We start from the raw sequence: 3,373 nt of genomic DNA, 5'->3' as shown, positions 1-3,373 counted from the left end.
CTCATGGAGGTGTTCGCGGCCGGAGGCGGCGCTACTTCGGGCGCGCCCAGCTTCTGTCCGAAGCCCTGATTGTCCTGAGCTGACGCTCCGGATGCCAACAGGAACAAGGCTGCTGAAAGCGCGGCAAGCTGCATCAGCGGTCCACCTCGCCGAACACGATGTCGAGCGAGCCGAGGATGGCGGAGACGTCAGCCAGCATGTGGCCGCGGCAAATGAAATCCATGGCCTGAAGATGCGCGTAGCCGGGCGCCCTGATCTTGCAACGATACGGCTTGTTGGTGCCATCGGAGATAAGGTAAACGCCGAACTCGCCCTTCGGCGCCTCGACGGCGGCGTAAACTTCGCCCGCCGGGACGTGGTAGCCTTCGGTATAGAGCTTGAAGTGGTGGATCAGCGCCTCCATCGAGCGCTTCATCTCGCCGCGCTTCGGCGGCACCACCTTGCCGTCGATCGAGGAGAATGGGCCGGTCTTGGCATCGCCGAGCAGGCGGTTGACGCACTGCTTCATGATGCGGACCGATTCACGCATTTCGATCATGCGGATCAGATAGCGGTCATAACAGTCGCCGTTCTTGCCGACCGGAATATCGAACTCGAGATCGGAATAGCACTCGTAGGGCTGCGCGCGGCGCAGGTCCCATGCGGCGCCGGAGCCACGGACCATGACGCCGGAGAAGCCCAGGCGCCATGCATCGTCCAGCGAAACCACGCCGATATCGACGTTGCGCTGCTTGAAGATCCGGTTGCCGGTGAGAAGATTGTCGATGTCATCCAGCGCCTTCAAGAAGGGGTCGCACCAGTCGCCGATATCCTGGACGAGCTTTTCCGGCAGATCCTGGTGGACACCGCCCGGGCGGAAGTAAGCGGCATGCATGCGCGAACCGGAAGCGCGCTCATAGAACACCATCAGCTTTTCGCGCTCTTCGAAGCCCCAGAGCGGCGGCGTCAGAGCGCCGATGTCCAACGCCTGCGTCGTGACGTTCAGCAGATGCGACAGGATACGGCCGATTTCCGAATAGAGCACGCGAATCAGCTGGCCGCGAATCGGGATTTCGATGCCGAGCAGCTTCTCAACGGCGAGCGCGTAGGCATGCTCCTGGTTCATCGGCGCCACGTAATCGAGGCGATCGAAATAGGGCACGGCCTGCAGATAGGTCTTTGTTTCGATGAGCTTTTCGGTGCCGCGATGCAGCAGCCCGATGTGCGGATCGACGCGCTCCACAATTTCGCCGTCAAGCTCGAGGACAAGACGAAGAACGCCGTGTGCCGCCGGATGCTGCGGTCCGAAATTGATGTTGAAGTTGCGGACGTTATGTTCTGTCATGGCGATGAGCTCGCGTTCTCAGATAAACAGTGATGAGCGGGCGCCAACCCGCCGCACGCCTTCGAATTATTGCTTCGCTTTTTCGTCGCCCGGCAGCACGTAGTCGGTGCCTTCCCAAGGCGACAGGAAGTCGAAGTTACGGAATTCCTGCTTCAATTCGACAGGCTCGTAAACGACCCGCTTTGCAGAATCGTCGTAACGAACTTCGACGAAACCGGTGGTCGGGAAGTCCTTGCGAAGCGGATGGCCTTCGAAGCCGTAGTCGGTCAGGATGCGGCGCAGGTCCGGATGGCCGGTGAAGAGCACGCCGTACATGTCCCAGGTCTCACGCTCGAACCAGTCGGCGCCCGGATAAACCCCGAAAGCGGACGGAACCGGCGTATCCTCGTCGGTCGCCACCTTCACGCGGACGCGCAGGTTCTTCTTCGGCGACAGAAGATGGTAGACGACGTCGAAACGCTGCTCGCGCTGCGGCCAGTCGACGCCGCAGATGTCCGTCAGGTTGACGAAGCCGCAATTGGCGTCATCGCGCAGGAAGGTCAGCAGCGGGATCAGGTTGTCGCCGGTCGTCGTCAGCGTCAGCTCGCCATATTTGATCTGCGAGGCAGCAATCAGGTTGCCGCGTGCTTCCGATACGTAGGACGAAAGCTCAGTAAGGGCTTCGCTCATGTCTGTTGTCCTTAACCCCTTACCGCTCGATCGTGCCGGTGCGCCGGATCTTCTTCTGCAGCAGAAGCACGCCGTAAAGCAGCGCCTCGGCCGTGGGCGGACAGCCCGGCACATAGATGTCGACCGGCACGACGCGATCGCAGCCGCGAACCACCGAGTAGGAATAGTGATAGTACCCGCCGCCATTGGCGCAGGAGCCCATAGAGATGACGTACCGTGGCTCCGGCATCTGGTCGTAGACCTTGCGGAGCGCGGGGGCCATCTTGTTGGTGAGCGTGCCGGCAACGATCATGACGTCCGACTGGCGCGGCGAAGCGCGCGGCGCAAAACCGAAGCGCTCGACGTCGTAACGCGGCATCGACACCTGCATCATCTCGACGGCGCAGCAGGCGAGACCGAAGGTCATCCACATCAGCGAGCCCGTGCGGGCCCAGTTGATCAACTCGTCGGTCGAGGTGACGAGAAAACCCTTATCGGCAAGCTCGTTGTTGATCTCGCCGAAGAACGCGTCATTGCTGCCGATCGGCTTGCCGGTCGAGGGATCGATGATCCCTTTCGGCTGCGGCGCGACGAGCGTGTTGTTTTGGGTCACTCCCATTCCAGGGCCCCCTTCTTCCATTCATAAATAAAGCCGATGGTCAGCACCAGGAGGAAGACCATCATGGACCAGAAGCCGAACCAGCCGATGGCGCCGAAGGAAACGGCCCACGGGAAGAGGAAGGCGACCTCGAGGTCGAAGATGATGAAGAGAATCGAAACGAGATAGAATCGGATGTCGAACTTCATGCGCGCGTCATCGAATGCATTGAAGCCGCATTCGTATGCGGAAAGCTTTTCCGAATCCGGCGCCTTGAAGGCCACGGCAAAGGGCGCAATGAGAAGCGCCAGGCCGATAACCAAGGCGATGCCGATGAAAATCGCGATCGGAATATAGGAACTGAGAAGTTCAGTCATCATGTTCATCCCTACTTGCCGGTGCGCCGGGCGGCGCAACGGGCAAATGCCCCGAGCAAGCGTACGTGCGTTGCAACACGCCGTGGTTAGCGCAGGCAGCGCCGTGGTGCAAGACTTTTAGAAAGCCAATTGGCACTGTCACGAGGCGACCTTATACAGCCGTGAGAAATCCGTACAAGTTGCGACGGCCGCATGGCAGCAAACCGAGAGGCGCACGGCTTGGAAAGAATGGCGCGAGTGACGGGGCTCGAACCCGCGACCTCCGGCGTGACAGGCCGGCACTCTAACCGACTGAGCTACACCCGCGCATCGTGGAGGAAAGGCCGGAACGCCTTGCGGCACATCTCAAAATGGCGCGAGTGACGGGGCTCGAACCCGCGACCTCCGGCGTGACAGGCCGGCACTCTAACCGACTGAGCTACACCC

4 protein-coding genes and 1 tRNA gene are annotated in these 3,373 nt (G+C 60.7%); all 5 read right to left on the bottom strand.

All coding sequences use genetic code 11. From position 1 onward, the window contains the following. Positions 1–133 precede the first annotated feature (133 nt). The 5 genes from ACPYOJ_RS34110 to ACPYOJ_RS34090 all read right to left on the bottom strand — a co-directional run bounded on the left by ACPYOJ_RS34110 (position 134) and on the right by ACPYOJ_RS34090 (position 3,253). On the bottom strand, positions 134–1,324 hold the full coding sequence (locus ACPYOJ_RS34110) for an NADH-quinone oxidoreductase subunit D (protein ID WP_481420185.1): 1,191 nt from the start codon (positions 1,322–1,324) through the stop codon (positions 134–136). A gap of 66 nt (positions 1,325–1,390) precedes the next feature. Continuing rightward, positions 1,391–1,993, bottom strand: a complete 603-nt coding sequence (locus ACPYOJ_RS34105) for an NADH-quinone oxidoreductase subunit C (RefSeq protein WP_481420184.1) — start codon at positions 1,991–1,993, stop codon at positions 1,391–1,393. A 19-nt stretch (positions 1,994–2,012) separates the two neighbouring features. Then, positions 2,013–2,591, bottom strand: a complete 579-nt coding sequence (locus ACPYOJ_RS34100; protein WP_481420183.1) for a NuoB/complex I 20 kDa subunit family protein — start codon at positions 2,589–2,591, stop codon at positions 2,013–2,015. Continuing rightward, entirely contained in the window at positions 2,582–2,947 is a 366-nt protein-coding gene (locus ACPYOJ_RS34095; RefSeq protein WP_008521906.1) for an NADH-quinone oxidoreductase subunit A, read from the bottom strand. Before ACPYOJ_RS34095 ends, ACPYOJ_RS34100 begins: the two co-directional genes overlap by 10 nt. Before the next feature lie 229 nt (positions 2,948–3,176). Continuing rightward, positions 3,177–3,253: transfer RNA gene (locus tag ACPYOJ_RS34090), tRNA-Asp, on the bottom strand. Positions 3,254–3,373 lie beyond the last annotated feature (120 nt).

This window comes from Rhizobium sp. SVR5-9E (assembly GCF_056755095.1).
Note: the sequence above shows the minus strand (reverse complement) of the source record. Positions and strands in the feature narration are given on the sequence as shown.